Origin of the sequence: Chryseolinea serpens (assembly GCF_900129725.1) — a bacterium.
In the GTDB taxonomy this organism is placed as follows: domain Bacteria; phylum Bacteroidota; class Bacteroidia; order Cytophagales; family Cyclobacteriaceae; genus Chryseolinea; species Chryseolinea serpens.
The window spans coordinates 919,650-940,360 of record NZ_FQWQ01000002.1 but is presented as its reverse complement, the minus strand read 5'-3'; the positions used below and the strand labels follow the sequence as shown (position 1 = coordinate 940,360).

The following is a 20,711-nucleotide window of genomic DNA, read 5'->3' as shown; positions in this document are numbered from 1 at the left end:
TCTGTGTTATTAGCCAGCCTGCTGTTGGCTTATTTCGATTCCTTATAATAAGCACACACTGTTTTCATCACACAATCAGCGTGTTTCGGATTGGTGGGGCGGCAGGTTTCTCTGCCCAGGAAGGAAATGGCCATCCCCACTTCACCCCAGACTTTGGGATCCAACACGTCCATCATTTGTTTTTCTATTTTCTTCGGATCGGTGCCCGTAGCGATCCCCAGGCGCGGAGCCACTCTCACCACGTGTAGATCGACAATGATGCCCTCGGCTTTCAAACCCGACTCGCGCATGATCACGTTGGCCGACTTTCGTCCAATGCCCGGAAGGGCGGTGAGTTCTTCTAAGGTTTGAGGAATGTTTTTATCCTCTTTGATCTGGGCCGCAATGCCCAACAACCACTTGGTCTTATTTCCGAAGTTGCGCACTTTGCCAATGAGGGGATAGAGCGAGGTGTCGTCGGCTTTGGACAGGGCTTTCATATCGGGGAAGGCCTTGAAAAAATCGGGTGCGATTTTATTGATGTGCGCGTCGGAGTCTTGTGCAGACAGCACAACCATCACCAGGAGCTCATACATGTTGTTATACTCCAGCGGATGTTTTTTTCCTTTGTATTTTTTTAACAGGGGTTGGATTTCTTTTTGCCAATCGACAGCAGCCATGGTCTTTTTTATTTTGGTGAATAAAGATAGGGATTTTAGTAAGCGAGCGAAAGGAATCAGGTGTTTCTACAAAAAAGATACTTTTTGTCGCTAGCCCATACCTGATGTTGGAAAACATTCAACTGTCATCAGCGATAAGTTTTCCTGTGCTATAATTTTCTCTGAATGTAAGCAACCCCTTTGTTCTTTGTCCCGTTAACAAGCGAATGGCCATTTTTTAAATCTAAACCAGGAACAACGCATGATGGAACTGACAGAATTAATAGACACGATCACCGCCGACTTTGAAAAAACGCGTGTTCAGGAAAAGGATGGCGATTATTTTTTCTTTTACGCGGCGGAAGAGAAATTTCCTTTTGCGACAATTGTTACCAGTGACAACGAGTATGACCATGTTTCCAACCTGAATAGGGGAGGGCTCTTTCGTCTGAACATTGGTATTGACAAAAGCACATTTGCCGCGATGTTTGGATCGATAGCGGCGAAGGCCGGTATCGGTGGGTATCTCGATTCAGGGATCGACTTTACAGAAAAGAACAAATTATTTCCTCACCCGGTATATGGAAGTATGTACTGGATCAGCATCATCAATCCGGAAAGGGAGACGTATACACGGTTGAACGCCCTGCTTTCCCTTTCCTATAAAAAGGCTGTGGGCCGCCAGCGGGACGTCTAGACGGAAAATTCCTTTTTAAGGCGCTCCTGTTCTTCAATGGTTAAGTGAACTTTCGCCAGTTCGGCTAGCGTCGTTTGCTGGAGATCGACGTCATGCATCAGGAGTGCCAGGTCCGCTTTTACATGAAGTGCCCTGGCAAAATCAATTGATTTTTCGTCCCGAGCCTTGCGCAGGCCATTGCTTATTACTTTGGATGAGGCCGGGTAGTCGAGTTTTAAATCCCGGAGCCGAATCGCCAGCGCCAGGGATTTCTGCAGGGGAGTCAATTCTTTCCGGTCGGCATTCGTATAAACTTCATGGTCCTCGCCGCCGCGTTTGATAAAGATCACGGCGTTATGGGATGGGTCGACGACCGTAAACCGCGTCTGGCCGGGCTTCATCCGTGAAATGCGCGGGACGCCCGCGGAAGACACTTTGCCATAGAATTGCTTTAGGCGTTTCGTAAACTCGGCGTGTATCGATTCTACACCGGTAACGATCATCAGGCATGTAACACCGGTCGCCGAATCTTTTGCGCCATGGAAGTGAATCTCATAGTCGCCTCGTCTCATGACGCCATACTGGTAGGGACTCTTTTGTGAATAGGTTTTTGTAAACCCAAGATTCTCCCAGAATAGAAAGGTTTGTTCCAGGGGCCCACAATTAAGAACTGGAATGGGTAACCATTCTCTTTGCTTCATTTGCATGATCTTTTTTTGCAAACATAGCTCCGGTGAAAATAAATTTCATTTTACATACTTCTTTGTAGGTAAAGCACGACAACGAGAACTTATGAATACATTTAGGGGGATGGCAGACTTTAAATATCAGGGGCGTATCTATTATACTCCAATAGAGTTAACCATGACGTTTATCGGAGGCACTTGGAAAATGCCCATCATATTATCGTTGCGCAAAGGTGCGCTCCGGTATGGTGAGTTAAAAAAAGCGATTCCGCATATCACGGACAAAATGTTATTCTCTCAATTGAGGGCACTGGAGGAAACGGGAATGATTGACCGGAAAATTTATAAAGAGAAGCCTCCGCGCGTCGCCTACAAACTTACCCCACTGGGGAAGCGATCATTAAAAGTAATCGATTCATTGCATAGGTTTGGTAAACACCTGATAAAGCAGAAGTCTATAGCGGTGCCAAAATAATGAGCGTCGGAAAGTAGCCGCAACGAATGTGCTACACTACTATTTTTAGTTAACCTCCAGGATTTGTCTTCAGCGATCGTCCTGCCATATAAAAAAAGCCGCTCTTGTGGAGCGGCTTCTTTACCTAACCTAAACCTAAAACTACTGTAAAACTATTCTTGACCGGCCGGCTTCGAGCACGGCGTAGTCTTTGAGATCCTGATATGTCTTGGGGTCTAGCGCCACCGTGGCGGGACCGGAATTTTCGGGGTTGAAGTTGCCTTCGTTGGCCCACCATTTTTTGGCGTTCTCGCGGGCCGAGCTTTTGTCTACCTGTTCGAAAAGGTTGATGCAGGAATCGGAGATCATCCAGGGTTTTTCGATGCTGCTATATTTTTCGAAGATCATGTTGCGCATTTGGGTGCCGCTGGACTGGTTCTTGAAGTGCGACACGGTGTACGACATGGTCTCGGGTTCGGTCATTACCATATCCCAGTATTTCTTTGAAGTCACTACCTGGGCCGTTGTGAGCATGAAGCCAAAGCCCTCTTCGATGGGTTCTTTGGTGATGGGACACTTCGCCTTTAGTGTCGTCTTTTTCTTTTTGCCAAGAAGTTTATCCAGGAATGCCATAACTTATATTCGTTTAGTTTCGGTTCACGTTTCTTTCCAATAGATACTCACCGAGGGGTGAATAGTTGCATATTAGACTGTTAATTCTTATAAAATGTTACAAAAGGCGCTTTTTGGGCCAATTTCGGCCCTCACGCTTTCCAAAATCAGGCGCACTGTACGATTCTGTACGCAGCGGTGACCGGTTATGACTTTGTGGTGGGTTTCCCCTTTTCGGCCGGTTTGGTCTTGTGGAATTTCTCGTACTGGGTGAGGAATTCGTCCAGTTTTTCGACCGGGATCTTTTTGCCAATGATCATTTTCTTCTCGTCGATCACATACAACGATGGCGTTGTGATAGCATCGTAAAGGTCGCCGTAAGGCCCCACGTACGTACGCGGCCCATTGACGGTGATCCAGGGCATTTTCATCTCTTTGATGTAGTCGCGCATCTTGGCCATCGAGGTGTCGGCGCTGACGGCGTATACTTCAAGGTTGTATTTTTTCTGGTTATAGAAGGTCACCAGCTTGGGAGTCTCTTCGCGGCAATGGCCACAGTCGGGATCGAAAATGAAGAGGATGGTGTATTTGTTCTTGATGTCATACATCGACTTCGGTTTGAAGTTGGTGTCCTGCATGATGAGGTTGGGGGCTTTGCGACCCACGAGGCTTTTGCGCAGGCGGTCGGCGTGTTCTTTCAAGTCCTTCTTGGTCTTGGGGTTGATCCAGAAATCCATTTCGCCCGTGCCAAAATATTTGTCAAACACGTTCACATACACCTCGTCGAGGCCCATGATCTCGGGTTGCTGGTATTTCATGAGGAGGATGAAGGTGATGTATTTGTAGGTCTCCTTGTTGCTCTTGGCTTTGTCTACCATGGGTCCGATGGCCTTGGTGACGGTGTCAGGGTTGGGGGCGTAGAGCTTTTCGAGATATTCAAACACTTTGTCGCGATACAACGGTCGCGACATGCGAAGCAGGGCACTGTCGGCCAGGTCAAAGTTATCGAAGAAGTGTTGACGGTACCAGCGCAGTTGGAAAGTAGAATCTATGGAGCCGTCGGGCTTCTTGGGCGCGTCGGGCACTTTGAGGATTTGGACGGACTTGAGGGTGGCGGCGGTGATGGTGCGGGGATATTTTTTGATGATGTCCTGTTGATAGGCCGTCACCTGGTCGTTCACTTTGTTGTAGGCTTCCCGCGCGGCGGTTTTTTTGTCGGCGGCCAGCGTGCTGTCCTGGAGGACTTTTATGAAGGGTTCGGCTTCGTGGTGGCGCTCCATGTTGAAGAGCATGTTGTCGAAATACAATTTATTGTCGATGTCGCCCGTCACTTTCATGTTCTTTACATAGTCTTCCGTGCTGGTGACCATGCTGAAGTGCTGGTCGTGGCCGACGACCATTTCCATGACCTTCATCTTGTTGAGCACCAGGAAGTAGGCGCCGCGTTCGAGTTTCTTTTTGCCCTCGAACACGAACTCGCCTTTGCTGTTCACCTTGGCGGTGTCTTTCAGGTAGGTGCTTTCCCCAAAATAGTTGCCGAGGTAGATGGTGGTGTCTTTGAGGCCGGTGACCTGGAATTTTATCTGGTAGCCCCCCTGGCCAAAAGCCATGGTGGTGAGGAAAAGAGCGGTAATGAAAACGGTGAGGCGCATAATCGTGTATTTCGGTGCCAAATTTCAATAATTTATAGATACCATTCAATGCATTCATGCCCCCTGACCACCGCAAGTAATCCCTATTAACAACTTTTTAACGAACAGGGCATCTTAACGAACAGGGCATCCCCAGCAAACGGGCAGGGTATCTCCAGCAACAAATGCCCGGAGGGCATCCCGACCATAGCCCCGGGTGAAACCCGGGATCATCGTTTAACGAACAGGGTATCCCCGGCAACAAAATGCCCGTAGGGCATTCCCATCATAACCCCGGGTGAAACCCGGGGTTACAGCGATCGAATGATCAACCCCGGAGGGGTTTCCCCTTCTGTGGGGATATGTGTTGGTTGACCCTTCCGTCCTTTTAGTGTTTCTTCCTCTAAATGTGCTGGACGCCGTGGGTAACCCGCCCAGGCGGGTTGAAATACACCCTATCCCTGACCCCCAGTTTCACTGGGGGTTATGATGGGAAAGCCCTACGGGCTTAGGAGACCATGTGCACCGCACTGGAGTAGGTTTACACTCATGGCAAACACTTTTTTCAATCATAAACCCGATGAGCCTATCATCAAACACTGAGGGTTTCCTTCTGCACCGGCCAGGGATAGTAGTGGAAAGCCCGAAGTGCGCAGGCCCGCGTGCTGACGGACTTGGAACGGATAGCCCGCCCCGAGGAACGAGGGGGGCCGCCAATCCTGTTTGGCCATCGTTTTTCAATCGCGCCCGATTGCTTTTGACGGTAAAATTCAAAGTTTCGGCCGCGATCGTTCGCGTTTCCGGGCGCAATCCTCTAAACTTGAAGTCGGAACCCAAGGCCTCAGCTTAAACGATCTCCATGTCGCTTGTCATACAAAACCTTACGAAAATTTATGGCGAACAAAAAGCCATCAACAACATCTCGTTCACGGTGCAGACGGGCGAGATCGTGGGTTTCCTGGGACCGAACGGCGCGGGAAAGTCGTCGACCATGAAAATCGCCACCTGCTACCTGCCCCCGACGTCGGGACGCGTGCTGGTGGGAGGATTCGACGTGGTGGAACAGCCCATGTTGGTGAAGCAGATCACCGGCTATTTACCGGAACACAACCCACTCTACCTGGATTTGTATGTGCACGAGTACCTGGCCTTTATCGGGGGACTCTACGGGCTGCGCGGCGCACGACTGAAGGACCGCACCCGGGAGATGATCGAACTTTGCGGCCTCACCAATGAGCAAAATAAAAGAATCGAAACCCTGTCGAAAGGCTATCGTCAACGCGTGGGACTGGCCCAGGCGTTGTTGCACGACCCCAAAGTGCTGATCCTGGATGAGCCCACGTCGGGACTGGACCCCAACCAACTGGTGGAGATCCGCAAGCTGATCAAGGACATTAGCCGCAACAAGACCGTGATCTTCTCCACCCACATCATGCAGGAAGTGCAGGCCCTCTGCGACCGCGTGGTGGTGATCAACAAAGGCGAACTGGTGGCCGACGACACCCTGACCAACCTGCTGCGCCGCGACGGCAAGGGCACCACCCTGCTGGCCGAATTTGAAGGGAACGTGACGGCCCAGCAATTGAGCGCACTCAAAGGCGTGCGCCAGGTGACGGTGATAGAAGGTTTCAAATTCCGGATCACCACCGACGGCGAGACCGATCTGCGCCCGGAAATATTCCGTTTTGCGGCAGACAATAATTTATCGCTCATCGGGTTGAAGCAGGAGGAAAGCTCGCTGGAAAACATTTTCCGGGAGCTGACGGCCCAGGATCCCACTATGCCATAAGGAAATAAAATCTATTTTTGCGCCACGACCCCCGCGGTATGCTCCAGGTACTCTCAAAGGAATTTAACAGCTTTCTCAACTCCCTAATCGCCTACGTGGTGATCGGCGTGTTTTTGCTGAGCATGGGGCTGCTGGTGTGGGTGTTCCCCGAAACGTCGGTGCTCGACTATGGCTATGCCGACATGGAGACGCTGTTTAGCGTCGGCCCCTATGTGTTCGTGTTCCTGGTGCCGGCCATTACCATGCGCAGTTTTGCAGAGGAAAAGAAAGCGGGCACGATGGAACTGCTGTTCACCAAGCCCCTGACCGATTGGGATATTCTGTTGGGAAAATATTTTGCCAGCCTGCTGCTGGTATGGTTTGCGTTGATCCCAACGCTGGTCTATTACTATTCTATCTATCGCCTGGGCAACCCCGTGGGCAATATCGACACGGCGGGTGTGATGGGTTCCTATATCGGGCTGGCCTTGCTGGCAGCCGTGTTTTGTGCGGTGGGCATTTTTGCGTCGTGCATTACGCCTAACCAGATCGTTGCGTTTATCGTGGCGGCGTTTCTCAGCTTCCTCGTGTTTTCGGGTTTTGACTCGTTGTCGACCTTGGAGTTTTGGTCGGCCAATGCTTTGCAGGTGAAGCAACTGGGGTTGCTGTTTCATTATGAGTCCATGAGCCGCGGGTTGATCGACGCGCGCGATGTCGTGTATTTTATCAGCGTGATCTTTCTCATGCTGTCCATCACCAAACTAATCCTGGGCAGCAGACAATGGTGAACTGGAAAAGCAGAAAGCTGGGCGATGTGCTGTGGTTTGCCAACGGCGTGGTGGCATTGGTGCTGATCAACCTGCTGGTGTCGCACTATTTTTTCCGGTTGGACCTGACAGAGGAAAAGCGCTACAGCATAAAGCCACAAACGAAGGAGATCTTGAATACACTGGAGGACGAGGTGTATGTAGAGATTTTTTTGTCAGGGGATTTGAATGCGGGCTTTACGCGTTTTCAAAAAGCCATACAGGAAACATTAGAGGAGTTCCGGATCTATTCGCACAATAAAATAAAATACCGCGTCACCGATCCCGGGGTGGCGTTGAGCGACAAGGCCCGGCAAGAATTTATGGCCGACCTGGCCGCGAAAGGGATACAGCCTACGAACGTTATTGACAACAAGAACGGCCAGCGTCTGGAGAAAATCATTTTTCCCGGCGTGGTGATCTCCTATGGTGGACGTGAGAAGGGCGTGATGTTGTTGAAGGGAAACAAGGCGGCCACGCCGGAGGAGGAAATCAACCAGTCCATTGAGGGAATTGAATACGAAGTGGCCAGCGCCATCCACGAACTCACCAATGAGGACAGAAAGAGAATTGGTTTTGTAATCGGTCATGGCGAGCTTGACTCCGTGCACGTGGCCAGCCTGAAGGCTGCGTTGCGTGAAGCCTATGATGTGGGACGCGTGCGACTCGATCAACCACCGTCCTTGCAAAATGTAGACGTGTTGGTGATCGCAAAACCGACATCAACTTTTTCGACGTTAGATAAATTTGCGTTGGACCAATACATCATGCAGGGCGGCAAGGTGATGTTTCTCATCGACCGGCTGAACGCCAGCATGGACAGCGCTTCGAGTGAAAATTATTTTGCTTTGCCCTATGAGTTGGGCCTGGATGATCAGTTGTTCAAATACGGTGTTCGCATCAATCCCGATCTGGTGCTGGACCGCACGTGCGGGCTCTACCCGATCATTACAGGACAAGTAGGAGGGAAGCCGCAGGTGCAATTGATGGAGTGGCCTTTCTTTCCCTTGTTGAACCGCTATGCAACCCATCCCATGACGCGCAACCTCGATGCGGTGGTGACTAAATTTGTGAGCAGCGTGGACACCGTGAAGGCGGCTGGCATCCGGAAGACCCCGTTGATGACCACCTCGCCGTATTCGCGAAAGTTTGCCGCCCCCGTGAAAGTGAGTGTGAACGAACTGCGAAAGAATGTGAGGCCGGAAGATTTTTCACAGGGTGATGTTGCTGTGGGCTATTTGCTGGAAGGGAAATTCACATCCCTTTACAAAAATCGCTTGTTGCCCGATGGCGCCCCCGAACAAGGATTCAAAGCGGATGGCGTGGCCACGAAACTCGTGGTGATTGGCGACGGCGACCTGGCGCGCAACGACATCAACCCACGCACGCGCCAGATCCAGGCACTGGGATTTGATCCGTTCACAAACCAGACCTTTGCCAACCGCGATTTCCTGGTGAACGCCGTGACCTACCTGGCCGAGGACGATGGCCTGATCCAAGCCCGCAACAAGCGGGTGACGATCCGGCCCCTGGATAAAACGAAGGTGACCGCAGAGCGCACAAAGTGGCAAGTGATAAACCTGGTGGTTCCCATTTTGCTTTTGATCGCCTATGGCGTTTTTCGTGCGTATTGGAGGAAGAAAAAATTTGCCAAGTTCTAGCGATGCAGGAAAAAAGAAATAAACGGCTGTTGATCCTGTTGGTGGTGCTCGTGGTGGCCACCGTCGCCACCGCATGGCTGACCCGCGAAGAGCGCACGTTCGAGGTGGACAAGAATCTTTTCAAAGGCTACGACCTGAAAACCATCGAAGCGGTGACGCTAACGTCCAAAACCGGCAGCGTGCAACTAAAATACAACGGCAGCCGCTGGAAAGTGAACGACCGCTACGACGCCGACCGCAACATGATCGAAGTGCTGCTGGCCACCCTGTTGCAAGCAGAACCCAAACGACCCGTGGCAGCAGCTTTGAAAGATTCGGTGAGTGCTTTGGTGAAAGATCGCGGTGTGAAGATCGTGTTGCAGGCCGGGGGAAAACCGGTGGAAACGTTTTATTCCGGGGGGATCCAGGCAAAAAATCAAACGTATTTCAGCAAAGAAAACGGCGAGCCCTATTTGGTGACCATTCCCGGTTATCGCGTTTATGTGGCGGGAATTTTTGAATTGCCCGAAAGCGGCTGGCGCAACAAACTTGTGTTTGGCTTTAACTGGCGCAATTTCCAACGCTTGGAGACGGAGTTTCCTTCGAAGCCTTCCGATAATTTTGCCGTGGCCTTGCAAGACCGCTTTTTTACCGTCCAGGGCCTTTCGCAGGCCGACACCACGAAACTGAACGACTACCTGGATGCCGTTTCACTTTTGACAGTCGACGAGTTTGTGCCCGCCAGCGGCGTTCTGGACAGTCTTTCGCAAACGCCTGCGGTGATGACCGTGCGGGTGAAGGACATTGGCAAGAAAGAATACGTTTTGAGCCTCTATGCGCCACGTGCAGTGCACGGGCCGTTCCAGGGGTTGATCGATGGAGAACAGTGGGCGTTAATCGCTGAGGATAAGGTGATTCCCATTCTGCGGCCCCGCCATTTCTTTGGAAAATAGGACCGGATCAGAAGCACCTTTTTGACCAAAAAGGGCGGTTTTATTTTTCGGTTTTCTTTCTAACTTTACCCCGCTTTAAAAACCAACCACTCTTTCGAATGAAGTTTATTGTAAACTCTGCTTACCTGCTTAAGCAACTCTCCAATATTAACGGCGTGATCACCACCAACCCCGTAGTGCCGATCCTTGAAAATTTCCTTTTCGAGCTGGAGAAAGGCGGCCTGACGGTGACGGCTTCGGACCTGCAGACGTCTATGATCACCGAACTTCAGGTTGAATCCAAAGAAAAAGGCAGCATCGCCGTGCCCGCCCGCATCTTGCTGGATACCCTCAAAAACCTTCCCGAACAGCCCGTTACGTTCTCGATCGACGAATCTACCTACAGCGTAGAGATCATCTCCGACAACGGCCGCTATAAACTTTCCGGCGAAAACGCTACCGACTTCCCCAAAGTGCCGTCGGTATCGAACGACTTCACCGCCGAGATCAGCACCGAAGTGCTGGCCCGCGCCGTGAACAACACCATCTTTGCTACCAGCAACGACGAGCTTCGCCCCGCCATGACCGGCGTGTATGTGAACCTCGGCGATAAGAATACAACCTTCGTTGCCACCGACGGCCACCGCCTGGTGCGCTACAGAAGATCGGATGTGAAATCCGAGAACGGCAACTCCATCATCATTCCCCGTAAAGCACTGAACTTGTTGAAAGCGACCTTGCCTTCGGAGAACACCGAAGTGAGCCTCAACTTCAACATGTCGAACGCCTACTTCAAGTTTGGCAACATCAAAATGATCTGCCGCCTCATCGACGAGCGTTTCCCGGACTACGACAACGTGATCCCTACGGTGAACAACATCAAGATGACCATCGAGCGCAGCGACCTGTTGGGTGCCCTGAAACGTATTTCCATCTACGCCAACAAGACCACGCACCAGGTGCGTTTGAAAATCACTGGCAGCGAATTGCAGATCTCCGCAGAAGATCTGGATTTCTCCAACGAAGCCAACGAGCGCCTCAGCTGCGAGCATGAAGGCGAAGACATCGAGATCGGTTTCAATGCCAAGTTCCTCATCGAAATGCTCACCAATATGGATTCCGACAAGATCAAACTGACCATGTCGGCCCCCAACAAAGCAGGGGTGATCCTTCCGGCCGAAAAAGACGACGCCGAAGACATCCTCATGCTGGTGATGCCGGTGATGCTGAACCAGTACGTATAAGCGCTTAACCAGCTTGTTATAGTTATGAAACGTTGCCTGGCTTTGATTGTCCTGCTCAGCGTATGGGCTACCGGACATGCCCAGTACCGCGCGCTCGGCGCAGCCGGGAGCACAGCGGTAGTGAGTCCCGTGATCCAAAAAAAGACGATGCGCATTGCCTATGAGGCCAGCAAGCCTCCGGGATTGCGCATGCGTGGTGCGGGTACGATCATGACCATTTGCGGCAGCGGCCTGATCATCGCCGGAGCGATCATCGCTTCCACGGCGGATCCTACCTCGGGTCAGACGCATGTGAACACCAACAACGGCTCAACCTACACCGACGGCGAAATGGATCAAGCCATGGGAGTGCTCGGCGTGGTGGCGGGAGTGGGTCTCACGGTTCCCGGCATCATTCTCTGGACCAAAGGAAACAAGAAATACCAACGCTACCTCGAAACGCAGACTGCGTTTAACTTTACCCAGAATGGGGTGGGATTGACGTATCGATTCTAGTACGTCTTGTTGATCTAAGACATTTGATCTCGCTGTAAACGCTCGTCGGAACGCACGACGCGCGTCTCGCTATGCAACGATAGCCCCACGTTTGCCCAACTCGATCACTTCCATATTCTGAACTTTCCCGGCCGTGATCTCAAACCGCACAATGGTCTTCACCAAATGAAACCCATGTTGGCCCGCAGCCCCCGGGTTGACATAAAGCATGTTGTTGTATTTCGGATCGCGCTTGATGCGCAGGATGTGGGAGTGGCCGCAGATAAAAACATCGGGCGGATCGATATTCAGAAATTTCTTGATGCGTGGATTATAATTTGGCGGTGCACCGCCGATGTGCGTCATCCATATCTTGACGCCCTCGATGGTGGTGCGCACATCCTCGGGATAGTCGGTTTGCAGCACTTTGTCGTCGACGTTGCCGAAAACGGCGCGCACGGGTTTGAAGGCTTCCAGTTGCTCGATCACGGAGCGATCGCCGATGTCGCCGGCATGCCACACCTCGTCACAATCCTTGAAATACGAAAAGACCTTGGGGTCGAGATAATTGTGTGTGTCCGACAGCAGACCGATTTTCATGACGCTAAAATAATATTTGCCGGATAAATGCCGCAGTGACGTGCGTGGCCTTTGATGCCCCGACATGATCTTTTTAACAAAGCAACTTGAGCTGATCAACAAAACAACGGGCCTGGCCCCTCCCATACCTTTGTCTCAACAAAAAAAACAACATCATGACAAAAGTTTGGTTTATCACCGGCAGCTCCCGCGGATTGGGACGCAGCCTGACAACAGCCGTATTGGCCCACGGCGACAAAGTGGCCGCCACCGCCAGGGACCCGAAGCAGTTGAGCGACCTGGTAGAAAAATATCCGGGAAAGATCCTCGCCATAAAGCTGGACGTGACCAGCAACGAAGAGATCCGTAACGCAGTATCCGAAACGATCGCCCGCTTTGGAAGGATCGATGTGCTGGTGAACAATGCCGGCGTGGGCATTGTTGGTGCAGCCGAAGCCTTTACCGACGAGCAGGTGCACAGTCAGCTGGATATAAATTTATATGCACCCATCGAAGTATCGCGCGCCGTGCTGCCCTATATGCGGAAGCAACGTTCCGGAAGGATTTTGCAGATCAGTTCGGTTGGCGGACGCGTGGCCGGTTCGGGTCTGAGCATGTACCAGGCCGCCAAGTTTGGTTTAGGAGGATTCAGCGAGGCGCTGGCAAAAGAAGTGGCGCCGCTCGGCATCCGCGTGACCAGCGTGGAGCCCGGTGGCTTCCGGACGGACTGGGCTGGACCCTCCATGACCTTTGCCCCACCACTGGAAGGCTATGAAGACACCGTCGACCGGGCACGTAGCTTTTTGACCAGCGGCAGCTTTGTACCCATGGGCGACCCCGACAAAGCCGCCCAGGCCATGATCGACCTCGTTGATCATCCCGAGCCTCCGGTGCACCTGGTGCTGGGCAGTGAAGCCGCCGGCATTGTAAAAATGGGAGATGATTTACGTAAGGCCGAATTCGAAAAATGGCTGCCCGTAACCGTTTCCACCGATGCCGACGACGCCGTGAACTTCCTGCAAACAGAAGCTGGTAAGACGTTGATGAACTTAAAGGCTATCGATAAACGTTAGAGACTTTAAACCCGCAGAGGCGCCAAGATCGCAAGGAAAACGCAATGAACGTTGCGTCGACTTTTCGCCCTCAGCGCCTTTGCGGTTCAAAACCGATTGAAGACCCATGGCTCAAAAAAATTCAACATCGCTCCCCCACATCCTCTACTCGTGCTACTCCCACAAAAGCAGTGAAGGCGAACAATTTGTACCCGACCACATTTTCGGCTACACTTTGTCGGGAAGCTCGGATCTGCACCAGGAAGGAAAGACGTATCATTTTAACGAAGGCGACTTCAGGTTCCTGAGACGGAACCAACTGGCCAAATACACGAAACGCCCCCCGACCGGTGGCGAATACCGGTCGATCTCGATCGCCATCGACCAGGAGACCCTGCGCGCCATCAGCATGGAACACAACCTGCACGCCAGCAAACCCTACGAAGGCGAGAACGTGCTGAAGCTGGAACCCAGTCTGCTCCTTAAAAACTTTATCGACTCGCTGACGCCGTATCTGAATGCAACAAGCGATCTGAGCAAGAGCATCACCGAATTGAAAGTGAAGGAAGCTGTCATGCTCCTGCTGCAAACGTACCCGGAGTTGAAAGACGCCCTGTTCGACTTTTCTGCGCCGGGCAAAGTGGACCTCGAGGCCTACATGCACCAGCATTATAAATTCAACGTCGACCTCAGTCGCTTTGCCTATCTCACCGGCCGCAGCCTCGCCACCTTTAAGCGCGACTTCGAACGCATTTTCCACACCTCACCCAACCGCTGGCTGCAACAACAGCGCCTTAAGGACGCCTACTACCTCATCAAGGAAAAAGGACACCGCGTGAGCGACGTCTACCTGGACGTGGGCTTCAAAGATCTCTCACACTTTTCGTTCGCCTTCAAGAAAGCTTTCGGCGTGGCACCGTCAAAGGTGGCCAGCGAGCCGAGCCCGGTGGCCGTTAATGCGGCCCTGGCGAATTGAGTTTTGGTTTAGGATGAGTGTTATCCGCGGGATTACCCCGCGTGATTTGTTTCCATTTTATTTTGCGGCATAGTGCATAACGGTTACGCCACAGGCATACCCCTGGCTGCTGACGAGCCGCAAATCGCGACGCTCGTGAAAGATGGGAAGCCCTTCGCCAAGTGTCACAGGATTTACGAAGAGCAGGAACTCGTCGATGAGATTTGCCTGGATGAGTGCGGAAACAAATGACGCTCCGCCATAGACGATCAGATCTTTTCCGGGTGTGTTTTTCAGTTTGTTCACTTCGGTCGCCAGGTCGCCTTTAGCCAACGTGGTGTTGGGCCATGCTGATTTCTTTATGGTTTTTGTGAACACGACCTTGGCGGCATCCGTGATACTTTTTGCAAAAGGGTATTGTGGATCGTCCGGGTTTGACGATACGGTAGCCCAATGGTTGATGAAACCTTCTTCCGCCATGTTTTTGCTGAGGAGCACCGTGTCGATGGATGTATGCAGATTGTTGAAGCGGGTGCGGAGGGCCTCATCCCAGGTCCACTCCGGTCCCCAACCCCAAACCAGCCAGTGGCCCGTATTTTTTGTGGGGGCGATGTAGCCGTCGATTGAAATCTGTACCTGCAGTGTTAATTTTCGCATAAGATCGCTTGGTTGTTTCAGACAAACGTAGGCGACCTCTCGTACTTTTTTGGGGTGTTATTCCGACTTTATGGAGGGGTGATTGAGTCATTGAAAGACCACGTGACACAATTTGGAGGAGGGGAGGTTATTCGGAGTGGATGTTTGAATCGATAAAATATTCTATGATAAAAATAGATGCCGTGGTGAAGGCGATCAGCATCAGAATGATGTATGTAAGCCGGAGCTCGGGAAAGAACATGGCGCAGATCGATGAGGCGGTGAGCACCAAACCCGAATAGAGGCAACAAATGCCAATAAGTTTATTGACCATTTTCCAATCCTCGTCATGGTGCGGCGTTCGATCGGAGCGGTGGCCAAACCAAAATCCGCGGCGAGGCGTGAAGAAGCGAAGCCAGATGCCGATCGGGATGAGGCAGGAGAATAGGATGATGTAGGGTAGCATGGCCGTTGGGTTTGGTGAGGGGCTATAGTTGAATATAATCCTCCCCACTGCAATGGCTTTGCAGTTTGATGAATGCCTGGGAAACAGGACGGTTTTTATGTGGGGTTTTCTATTTTTTAGTAGGTGTGGGCTTGGCGAAAGAAATAATATCGATCACTCCATGTTATTCAAACGCAGGATCAAATTCCCAGAGGTCTCCTTGCATCGTGCTGCCCAAATAAAGACGGCCGTCGATCACAAAGGGGATAGGCCCGGATGGAGCATGCTTGTTATCGGGAATGATTCGCCAGGCGTCGGTCGTTGGGTTGTATTCGTATATGTTTTCCGAACCCCGGATGTAGCCCTTGTCATTTAGCGTGTAGCCAATGGTGTAGGCCGCGGATATGCTCGTCCCGGTTTTCTCGATCCAGGTGTCGTTTGTAGCGTCGTATTGATAGAGCTTCGTGGGTAGTGCTACATATAACTGATCCTGAATGGTGAACGTCCAGCCCAGTGAGCTTGAAGCGGGCAGCTCTGCTTTCTTTGTCCAGGCATCGGTTTGTGGATCGTACTCCAGGAAGTTGTCGTGCGGGGTAAAGGTGGCCACATAACCTTTGCCTCCGGCCGATGCGCCGGCGGGTAGGGGCTGGGCTCCAGGTACTGCGGGGAGTTGGGGGAAGGTTGCGATCGATGTCCAGCTGTCGGTTTGTGGAGAGTAGGCATAAAAATCTTTGTCGCCACCCAAGCCCACATAACCCAGGTTACCCACTGCAAAACTAACCGGCGCTGTTCGGGGTATGCCAGGAATGGCGGCGATTTGAGTCCATGAATTGTTTGCGGCGTCGAACTCAGAAATTTGTTTTTCATTATTCGGATTGCCGAGACCTTGATAGCCTTTTCCATTCAGGGTGAAGCCTGTTACGCCATAGCGGAGGTCGCTTTCGGCCAGGACGCCGATGAGCAGCCAGGCATCTTTCAGTGTGAACGTCTGTTGACTAAACGCGCTTTGTTCGGCCACCTTCAGTTCGACCTTGAACGATCGGTAGCCGAGTTCGCTGGGAATGCGGAACGACAACGTGGTGCGGGTCGCGCTCACCACCTCGACGTCTCGATAGCTCCCCACCGTCTTTTGGGAGAGGACCCTCACCAGGTCGCCCGTCTTGTCGGGATTGAAATTGTCGCCGGTGATCTCGACGATCGCGCCGGTGTAGTCGCTAACCGTCGACAGCGCGGAAATGATAGGCGCCGTGATGGTAAAACTTTCGTTGAACGCAGACTTCTGCACACCGTTGATTACCGTCAGTTTGTTTTCTTTTGTTCGTACGGTGGTGGGAACGATCACCTTCAATGTGGTGGCGGTGCCCTCCACCACGGTGGCCACCTTATCGCCAAAGGTGACGATGTTTTTCGATGGATCCGTATTGAAATTTCCGCCTTGCAAGGTGATCACATCACCAAACGTTCCCACGGTTGGCGAGAAACTGTCGAGGGCAAGGAACCTTAATTTGAAAGGCGTCGGCGACGTTCCGGTTTTGTCCGTTACCGCCACCGTGATCACTGCTGTGGGGTCGGGAATGTCTTTGGGTACAATGCAGACAACGGTATGCTCGTCGCTGCGCACCACCTGGGCATCGAAACTGCCAAACTTCACACGCACGTATTTGGTGACGGTGGTGAAATAGTTTCCTTTGATCACCACGGTGTCGCCCGGCGTTCCTTCGGAAGGAGAAAAGCTTTCGATGTGCGGTGCGTTGCTTCCCTGGCTGCGGAAAGAGACCACTGTGCCATAGGTGGTGTAGGTCTTTGTGGAGACGTACGCTTTCACGTAGTAGGTGGAATCGGCAAACAGTCCGGCCGCGAGATCGAAGCTGAACGGGCCCGCGCCTTCGGTCGCGCCAAGAGAACCTTTGAAGGACGCGATGGTGTTGAAGTCGCTAAAGGACCAGACAAAACCGTGATCGATGATGGGTTCGTCGTTCACGGCCAGGATCGTTCCTTGCAACGTTGCACCGGATGCCGAAATGTTTGTCACGGCGTTTGTGGCCACGGTGGGATAGGGCGGTTTGGGAAATTCATAGCCGTCGCATTGTGCGAGTAGCGACAGGACCAGAACAATGAGGGTGGTACGGGAAAACGTGTTCATCTTTACTTTGTTCTTAGGCCTAGAATGAGTTGCAGATTGGTGACGCTCGACGTTAGGTCGCCGGGGATCCTGATGTCGCCCTCGACAATACTATTGGCTTTTTCGTACCGAAATTCGACAAAGCCATTCAACCGCGGATGGATCGGAAAGACCATGCCCACGCCTCCCCACACGCCGGTCTGATGACTTCGAAGCTGCAGGGAAACCGGCTCCGACATGAGCACCGTATGCTGATATTGCGAATACAACTCGCTTCTTGACGAGCCACTGGAACTTGTGTTGAATATCGTGGAAACCCCTGCGTCGAGAAAGGGTGTCAGTTTTTTTCCGGTGAAGGTGTAGCGTATCGCGATGGGTACGCGCACTTGTGTGAGCGTGATCGAAATGTAGCTCCGCAGTATGCTGGATCCGGACACTATCTCGCTATAGGAATAGTATGATGATTTAACAAACTGAGCTTCCCCCAAAAAACCAAACCGCTCGTTGAGTCGAGGCGACGAGAACAGCAAGGAGATGCCACCCACCGGCGACGTCGCCTTCTGGTAGGAGCTCGTTAAATACGCGTTCCAATCATAGCCTGAGCTCATCTCCACGGTAGACTGGTTGACGCCTCCAAGAATTCCGACCTCCGTTTTGAACCAGGGCTTTCGTTCCTTGTACACCACCGACGTGCCGCCGCCACACAGGTTATAGCTTTCCACCAGGCGGGCCAGTGACCTTTCGTTCAGTTGAAATTTTTCAAGTTTGGGACGGAGTGCTTCACAGTCGCCGAGCATGACTTTGAGAATCCCGATATGACGGGTCGATCGTCCCATGTAGGTGATCCCGTCGCGCTTTCGCTCAATATCTTTGATCACCATTTTACGCAGCACGCCGTCGTTGTCTTTCTCCAGGAAATAAAAGTAGTCGTATTTATAGAGCGTTACTTTTCCTTTCACCAGCACTTCCAGGAAGGCTTGCTCGTAGACGCTATCGCGCACTTCCGCCAGCTTGGAAGTAAAATAGGCATTGTTCTCAAAGCCATATCCCTTCAGTTGTGTGGGGTCATATTTCACTACGTCCTGGTTTGGCGAGGGTTTGTAGCTACACACTTTATGCGCCCGAAGTCCTTCGCGGTAGCTGACGTATCCTTTGAGGGTATCGTTTTGCGGGGTGATGATAAATCCTTTTCTGAAATCCTGGGAGTAGAGCGCAGTGGAGACAAGGCTCAACAGGAGTAGCGACAACAGTTTCATGATGGGCAAAGGGGTAAGGGCCAGTATTCTAAAGATAGTGATTTCAAAAACATTTCAAAAGATCTTTAAATGACACATACCCCTGCCGTACATCCTGATTGTACAGAGCGTTGATTTGCACTCAACCCCCTCGCAATTTTTCCGTTGCCAGCTTTATTTGATTGGCGCAATAGGCGTATGCGGCTGGATAGTCCTTTTCACCTATTTTTGACTTCAGGAATTCGAAACTGCGTTCAAAAGTTTCCTTTGCCATCTTAAAGTTGCCGGCGTTGAAGTAAGCTTCGCCCATGTTATTCATGGCAATAAAAATGTGTTCATGGTTCGTCTCCAGGGCGATCACTTTCTGATAGAAGACGATTGCTTTTTCATAGGCTTTAGACAAGCTATAGAAATAGCCGATGTCGTTATAGAACATGAGGAACTCCTTGTTCTCCTTTCCGTAGTAATAAAAAAACAGGGCGATGGCGCGCCGGTAGTATTTGATCGCTTCCGCATTTTGATTTACCCGGTGATAGGCCAAGCCCAATGCTTTGTAGTCCAAGGCCCGGAACAGGAACGATCCTTTGTTTTGATGCGTCACTTCTTGCCATATTTCTATGGCTTCCGGGTATCGCTTTAGATGCATTAACGTAGTGGCGACGTTCCGCATTTGATCATATGTGGGTTCGCCCAACCCCTGCACGATCTTTAGCGCCTTTTGGTAGTATGCTAATGCTTCCGAATGGTTGTCGCCAGCGCTCTCAAAGTTCCCAAGATTGTTGTAGAGCATGGCGGTGTAGGATTGATAAGCGGGCGTGTTTGTGTTTGACGTTATTTTCAGACCCTCCTGGTAATGGTGTTCAGCTTCCGCGCCGTGACCCAGGTCGAGGTGGCAGTTGCCGATCGCATTGTATAGGTTGACGATTTCCAGGTCAGCCGTTCCGAATAGATCCTTCGCAAGGTCTAAAGCTTTTTCATATTCCTCCAACGATACTTTTGTGGTGATGTCATAATCTTTCTCTTCCAGTTTTTGGAAGAAAGCCTCGTTGCTCCATTTTCGGGCTTTGCTTTTTTGTAGCAGATAGGCTTTTAGCAGTTCTTCTTTGCCGGCATCGATGAGCGCCGTGATGGCTTGTTTGTTAGTTTCAGCGTCGCGCGAGTCGAGCGATTCGAGTTGGAGGATATCCTTTTTGTCTTCGATGTCGAGATACTTTTCTTTTTTTTCGCGGATGTCGCTCTCCTTCCCAAATTGGTCGAGCAGATTTTTTTTTCCGGCGTATTTCAAGTTCACACCTTCGACGATGTCACGGAACGCGCTGTTGATTTTCTCCCGGTAGGCCACCAGGTTGTCGAGATAAGGGACCAGTTGGTCGTAGCTTTCCAGGCTGATCGTTTTGATACCCAGGTTTTCGAACCTGGTTTTGCCGGGGCTCAAAATGAAGTGCCGTGTGCCGGTGAGAAAGATGCCATGGATGTTTCGGAGTATTTGCTGTATTTCGATGTCGGCAATGCTATAGCCGATAAAAAGTATGGTGGCATTTGCACACATTCCTTTCAGCTCGCCGAGGAAACGATGGTTGTATTTGTACAAGCTATCATAATCTTCCTGAAAAAGGACGCAACCTTCGGGACGCGTTATGGTGCCATGGATTTTGAACAGGTACGGCAAATCTTTTAAGGAGGAGAGACCAAACAGGTTGTCGGCCGGTGTGAAGGTGTCGACTTCCGCTTTCAAGTCGTCGGTCATGGCGCCTTCCAGGGCTTGGTCATAGTTGGTAGTGATAACTTTTTGCGAGAGTCTCCAGATTTTTTCCTGGTTTTGCAGGTTGTGTTTTGACAGATCGATGTCGATGGCGCTCTTTAACATGTCCTTGCAAACATCTTTGTATCCCCACCGCGACAAAGCGTTCAGTATTTTCAAAGGATTGGCATCGGCCTCGCGGGCTTCGGCTTGCAGGGCCGCGAGCGAAGGGTCTTTTTCCAGCAAGTCGTCCACAAATTTTTGAGCCAGTTCGAGCCAGGTCGGCAGCGCTATGTTTTTTGAATAGCCGCTGCCGATAAAAGGAATGAGGGCATTGTGCCGGATGGCTTCCTTAATTTCTGCGGGTATTTGTTGTTCATTCATA

Annotated in this window: 20 protein-coding genes; 10 read left to right on the top strand and 10 right to left on the bottom strand. The window is 51.4% G+C overall.

What is annotated here, in order from left to right:
- Positions 1-29: 29 nt before the first annotated feature.
- Positions 30-659 carry an endonuclease III domain-containing protein gene (locus BUB30_RS17830; RefSeq protein ID WP_073136528.1) on the bottom strand — a complete coding sequence of 210 codons (630 nt, stop codon included), beginning with the start codon at positions 657-659 and terminating at the stop codon, positions 30-32.
- A gap of 241 nt (positions 660-900) precedes the next feature.
- On the opposite strand from BUB30_RS17830, the gene BUB30_RS17825 reads away from it, so the two are divergent.
- Positions 901-1,335, top strand: coding sequence for a DUF6194 family protein (locus tag BUB30_RS17825; protein WP_084138209.1), 435 nt, complete (start codon positions 901-903; stop codon positions 1,333-1,335).
- Here the strand turns inward: BUB30_RS17825 and BUB30_RS17820 are convergent.
- Positions 1,332-2,015, bottom strand: coding sequence for a VOC family protein (locus BUB30_RS17820; protein WP_073137379.1), 684 nt, complete (start codon positions 2,013-2,015; stop codon positions 1,332-1,334). The two genes, BUB30_RS17825 and BUB30_RS17820, sit on opposite strands and share 4 nt — an antisense overlap.
- Positions 2,016-2,106: 91 nt before the next feature.
- Between BUB30_RS17820 and BUB30_RS17815 the strand changes: the two genes are divergently transcribed.
- On the top strand, positions 2,107-2,475 hold the full coding sequence (locus tag BUB30_RS17815) for a winged helix-turn-helix transcriptional regulator (protein WP_245804122.1): 369 nt from the start codon (positions 2,107-2,109) through the stop codon (positions 2,473-2,475).
- A 141-nt stretch (positions 2,476-2,616) separates the two neighbouring features.
- Here the strand turns inward: BUB30_RS17815 and BUB30_RS17810 are convergent, their stop codons facing one another.
- Both BUB30_RS17810 and BUB30_RS17805 read right to left on the bottom strand, forming a co-directional pair.
- A complete protein-coding gene (locus BUB30_RS17810) occupies positions 2,617-3,087 on the bottom strand; it encodes a hypothetical protein (protein ID WP_073136526.1) in 471 nt (156 codons plus the stop codon).
- A gap of 185 nt (positions 3,088-3,272) precedes the next feature.
- Positions 3,273-4,718, bottom strand: a complete 1,446-nt coding sequence (locus BUB30_RS17805; RefSeq protein WP_073136524.1) for a redoxin domain-containing protein — start codon at positions 4,716-4,718, stop codon at positions 3,273-3,275.
- 838 nt (positions 4,719-5,556) lie between these two features.
- On the opposite strand from BUB30_RS17805, the gene gldA reads away from it, so the two are divergent.
- The 6 genes from gldA to BUB30_RS17775 all read left to right on the top strand — a co-directional run bounded on the left by gldA (position 5,557) and on the right by BUB30_RS17775 (position 11,582).
- Positions 5,557-6,486 carry a gliding motility-associated ABC transporter ATP-binding subunit GldA gene (gene gldA, locus BUB30_RS17800; protein ID WP_073136522.1) on the top strand — a complete coding sequence of 310 codons (930 nt, stop codon included), beginning with the start codon at positions 5,557-5,559 and terminating at the stop codon, positions 6,484-6,486.
- A gap of 38 nt (positions 6,487-6,524) precedes the next feature.
- Positions 6,525-7,253, top strand: coding sequence for a gliding motility-associated ABC transporter permease subunit GldF (gene gldF, locus BUB30_RS17795; RefSeq protein WP_073136520.1), 729 nt, complete (start codon positions 6,525-6,527; stop codon positions 7,251-7,253).
- Positions 7,247-8,932, top strand: a complete 1,686-nt coding sequence (gene gldG / locus BUB30_RS17790; RefSeq protein ID WP_073136519.1) for a gliding motility-associated ABC transporter substrate-binding protein GldG — start codon at positions 7,247-7,249, stop codon at positions 8,930-8,932. The genes gldF and gldG overlap by 7 nt, the downstream gene beginning before the upstream one ends.
- Positions 8,933-8,934: 2 nt before the next feature.
- Entirely contained in the window at positions 8,935-9,864 is a 930-nt protein-coding gene (locus BUB30_RS17785) for a DUF4340 domain-containing protein (RefSeq protein ID WP_073136517.1), read from the top strand.
- Positions 9,865-9,962: 98 nt separating this feature from the next.
- Complete coding sequence (dnaN, locus tag BUB30_RS17780) at positions 9,963-11,087, top strand: DNA polymerase III subunit beta (protein WP_073136515.1); 1,125 nt, start codon at positions 9,963-9,965, stop codon at positions 11,085-11,087.
- A gap of 24 nt (positions 11,088-11,111) precedes the next feature.
- Positions 11,112-11,582: a hypothetical protein gene (locus BUB30_RS17775; RefSeq protein ID WP_073136512.1), complete on the top strand. Its 471-nt coding sequence runs from the start codon at positions 11,112-11,114 to the stop codon at positions 11,580-11,582.
- A 69-nt stretch (positions 11,583-11,651) separates the two neighbouring features.
- On the opposite strand, the gene BUB30_RS17770 is transcribed toward BUB30_RS17775, so the two are convergent.
- Positions 11,652-12,161, bottom strand: coding sequence for a metallophosphoesterase family protein (locus BUB30_RS17770; protein WP_073136510.1), 510 nt, complete (start codon positions 12,159-12,161; stop codon positions 11,652-11,654).
- A gap of 155 nt (positions 12,162-12,316) precedes the next feature.
- On the opposite strand from BUB30_RS17770, the gene BUB30_RS17765 reads away from it, so the two are divergent.
- Together BUB30_RS17765 and BUB30_RS17760 are read left to right on the top strand one after the other, a co-directional pair.
- Positions 12,317-13,213, top strand: coding sequence for an oxidoreductase (locus tag BUB30_RS17765; RefSeq protein WP_073136508.1), 897 nt, complete (start codon positions 12,317-12,319; stop codon positions 13,211-13,213).
- A 106-nt stretch (positions 13,214-13,319) separates the two neighbouring features.
- Positions 13,320-14,168: an AraC family transcriptional regulator gene (locus BUB30_RS17760; protein WP_073136506.1), complete on the top strand. Its 849-nt coding sequence runs from the start codon at positions 13,320-13,322 to the stop codon at positions 14,166-14,168.
- Positions 14,169-14,225: 57 nt separating this feature from the next.
- On the opposite strand, the gene BUB30_RS17755 is transcribed toward BUB30_RS17760, so the two are convergent.
- From BUB30_RS17755 to BUB30_RS17735, 5 genes are all read right to left on the bottom strand, one after another.
- Positions 14,226-14,804 (bottom strand): dihydrofolate reductase family protein, encoded by a 579-nt coding sequence (locus BUB30_RS17755; RefSeq protein WP_073136504.1) that lies wholly within the window; start codon positions 14,802-14,804, stop codon positions 14,226-14,228.
- 127 nt (positions 14,805-14,931) lie between these two features.
- The gene (locus tag BUB30_RS17750) at positions 14,932-15,249 is read right to left on the bottom strand and encodes a hypothetical protein (protein ID WP_073136502.1); all 318 of its coding nucleotides are present in this window, start codon (positions 15,247-15,249) and stop codon (positions 14,932-14,934) included.
- 163 nt (positions 15,250-15,412) lie between these two features.
- Positions 15,413-17,371 carry an IPT/TIG domain-containing protein gene (locus BUB30_RS17745; protein WP_073136500.1) on the bottom strand — a complete coding sequence of 653 codons (1,959 nt, stop codon included), beginning with the start codon at positions 17,369-17,371 and terminating at the stop codon, positions 15,413-15,415.
- Positions 17,372-17,373: 2 nt separating this feature from the next.
- The gene (locus tag BUB30_RS17740; RefSeq protein ID WP_073136498.1) at positions 17,374-18,606 is read right to left on the bottom strand and encodes an outer membrane beta-barrel protein; all 1,233 of its coding nucleotides are present in this window, start codon (positions 18,604-18,606) and stop codon (positions 17,374-17,376) included.
- A gap of 121 nt (positions 18,607-18,727) precedes the next feature.
- Positions 18,728-20,710 (bottom strand): SIR2 family protein, encoded by a 1,983-nt coding sequence (locus tag BUB30_RS17735; RefSeq protein WP_073136496.1) that lies wholly within the window; start codon positions 20,708-20,710, stop codon positions 18,728-18,730.
- Between the last annotated feature and the right edge of the window lies 1 nt (position 20,711).

Excerpts from the sequence above, each read along its gene's own strand:
- BUB30_RS17830 (WP_073136528.1), bottom strand. The coding sequence starts at position 659 with ATGGCTGCTGTCGATTGGCAAAAAGAAATCCAACCCCTGTTAAAAAAA.
- BUB30_RS17825 (WP_084138209.1), top strand. The coding sequence starts at position 901 with ATGATGGAACTGACAGAATTAATAGACACGATCACCGCCGACTTTGAA.
- BUB30_RS17820 (WP_073137379.1), bottom strand. The coding sequence starts at position 2,015 with ATGAAGCAAAGAGAATGGTTACCCATTCCAGTTCTTAATTGTGGGCCC.
- BUB30_RS17815 (WP_245804122.1), top strand. The coding sequence starts at position 2,107 with ATGAATACATTTAGGGGGATGGCAGACTTTAAATATCAGGGGCGTATC.
- BUB30_RS17810 (WP_073136526.1), bottom strand. The coding sequence starts at position 3,087 with ATGGCATTCCTGGATAAACTTCTTGGCAAAAAGAAAAAGACGACACTA.
- BUB30_RS17805 (WP_073136524.1), bottom strand. The coding sequence starts at position 4,718 with ATGCGCCTCACCGTTTTCATTACCGCTCTTTTCCTCACCACCATGGCT.
- gldA (WP_073136522.1), top strand. The coding sequence starts at position 5,557 with ATGTCGCTTGTCATACAAAACCTTACGAAAATTTATGGCGAACAAAAA.
- gldF (WP_073136520.1), top strand. The coding sequence starts at position 6,525 with ATGCTCCAGGTACTCTCAAAGGAATTTAACAGCTTTCTCAACTCCCTA.
- gldG (WP_073136519.1), top strand. The coding sequence starts at position 7,247 with ATGGTGAACTGGAAAAGCAGAAAGCTGGGCGATGTGCTGTGGTTTGCC.
- BUB30_RS17785 (WP_073136517.1), top strand. The coding sequence starts at position 8,935 with ATGCAGGAAAAAAGAAATAAACGGCTGTTGATCCTGTTGGTGGTGCTC.
- dnaN (WP_073136515.1), top strand. The coding sequence starts at position 9,963 with ATGAAGTTTATTGTAAACTCTGCTTACCTGCTTAAGCAACTCTCCAAT.
- BUB30_RS17775 (WP_073136512.1), top strand. The coding sequence starts at position 11,112 with ATGAAACGTTGCCTGGCTTTGATTGTCCTGCTCAGCGTATGGGCTACC.
- BUB30_RS17770 (WP_073136510.1), bottom strand. The coding sequence starts at position 12,161 with ATGAAAATCGGTCTGCTGTCGGACACACACAATTATCTCGACCCCAAG.
- BUB30_RS17765 (WP_073136508.1), top strand. The coding sequence starts at position 12,317 with ATGACAAAAGTTTGGTTTATCACCGGCAGCTCCCGCGGATTGGGACGC.
- BUB30_RS17760 (WP_073136506.1), top strand. The coding sequence starts at position 13,320 with ATGGCTCAAAAAAATTCAACATCGCTCCCCCACATCCTCTACTCGTGC.
- BUB30_RS17755 (WP_073136504.1), bottom strand. The coding sequence starts at position 14,804 with ATGCGAAAATTAACACTGCAGGTACAGATTTCAATCGACGGCTACATC.
- BUB30_RS17750 (WP_073136502.1), bottom strand. The coding sequence starts at position 15,249 with ATGCTACCCTACATCATCCTATTCTCCTGCCTCATCCCGATCGGCATC.
- BUB30_RS17745 (WP_073136500.1), bottom strand. The coding sequence starts at position 17,371 with ATGAACACGTTTTCCCGTACCACCCTCATTGTTCTGGTCCTGTCGCTA.
- BUB30_RS17740 (WP_073136498.1), bottom strand. The coding sequence starts at position 18,606 with ATGAAACTGTTGTCGCTACTCCTGTTGAGCCTTGTCTCCACTGCGCTC.
- BUB30_RS17735 (WP_073136496.1), bottom strand. The coding sequence starts at position 20,710 with ATGAATGAACAACAAATACCCGCAGAAATTAAGGAAGCCATCCGGCAC.